Annotated in this window: 1 protein-coding gene; it reads left to right on the top strand. The window is 28.7% G+C overall.

All coding sequences use genetic code 11. From position 1 onward, the window contains the following. Positions 1 to 153 precede the first annotated feature (153 nt). A complete protein-coding gene (locus tag EV195_RS16595) occupies positions 154 to 1,005 on the top strand; it encodes a hypothetical protein (protein ID WP_132796097.1) in 852 nt (283 codons plus the stop codon). The last annotated feature ends 224 nt before the right edge of the window (positions 1,006 to 1,229 follow it).

The raw sequence follows: 1,229 nt of genomic DNA, 5'->3' as shown, positions 1-1,229 counted from the left end.
AAATAAACTTTAGCTACAAAATAATAATTAAATGAAAATAAATTTCTTCTTCGGAAATATAATCTTATTAATTATCTTTCCAAAACAACGGAAAATGACTCGCGTCCTTTTCCGCAAAAAATCATACACAAATACGTTAGCAATAATTATAAAATGAAAATATTCGGATTAAATTTTAGAAGTAAAAAAAATAGTTTTGAAGATGAAAGCAAAGCTATGCGAGAAGAACAGCAAAAACTATATGGAAGTCATAATATCGATTTTAGACTAAAGATAAAAGATGACAAGAAAGCTATAATAAAGTATTTTATTGAAACCGAGGAAGTTGCAAAAAAGTATCATTTTCAAGGAGCGATTCATCCAGTGTATACAAAGGAGTTAAAAAAAATTGCTGAATCAGAAATGTCTGATTATTCTAAGGATGAATCTTTTAAAACATTTTATCATTTAATTAGACTTAATACATTATTCAAACCATCACAAAAGAAATATCCATTATATCAAAAGGCTTATAAAGAATTAATTCCTGATATAGGCTCTTTAAACTATTATGAATGTTCAGTTAATAAATTTGAAGCGTACTTGTTTTTTGAATTACAAAAGGGTAAGAACACCTTTGGTAAAACGAACTATCAAGAATTTATTCAGATTAGAAAATTTATCTTTAAAACACACTCCTATCAAAGCTATCCTGCTTTTAGGGAAAATAAAGAAAAGTTTAGACCCATGCTAGATTGTCTTATACTAATCAAAAGAATTCAAAATGGTTTGAGTAGTTTCATTACTAACAGTCGCTTATGTGCTGGAGCAATTACATTATTACTTTTAGATGAAAATCAAGATTCTAAAATAACACTCAAAAGTTTACATACGAAGGACCAAGATGAGGAAATTATTGACTTTATCGCTCAATTCTATAAAGCTCATCAAAACAGTAAAGCCAATATCGATTTACTGAATGACCTTTACCAAAAATATCCTAAGGAATGGATTGATTGGGCATAAAACACAATATAAACAATAAAAACTTGCACAACAACGTGTATAATTAATTCGCTGTCCCGAAGTTTCGGGACCTCGCCGGAAATTCAATCTTATTAATTATCTTTCCAAAACAACGGAAAGGGACTTCCCTCCTTTTCCCGCAAAAAATCATACACAAATACGTTGTCAATAATTATGAAAAGAAAAATTCTTATTCTAAAGCTGTCCTTTATAATCTCCTTAAG

The sequence above is a fragment of the Tenacibaculum skagerrakense genome, assembly GCF_004345825.1.
GTDB classification, from domain to species: Bacteria; Bacteroidota; Bacteroidia; order Flavobacteriales; family Flavobacteriaceae; genus Polaribacter; species Polaribacter skagerrakensis.
The sequence above is the reverse complement of the archived record's forward strand: the minus strand, read 5'-3'. Positions and strand labels throughout refer to the sequence as shown.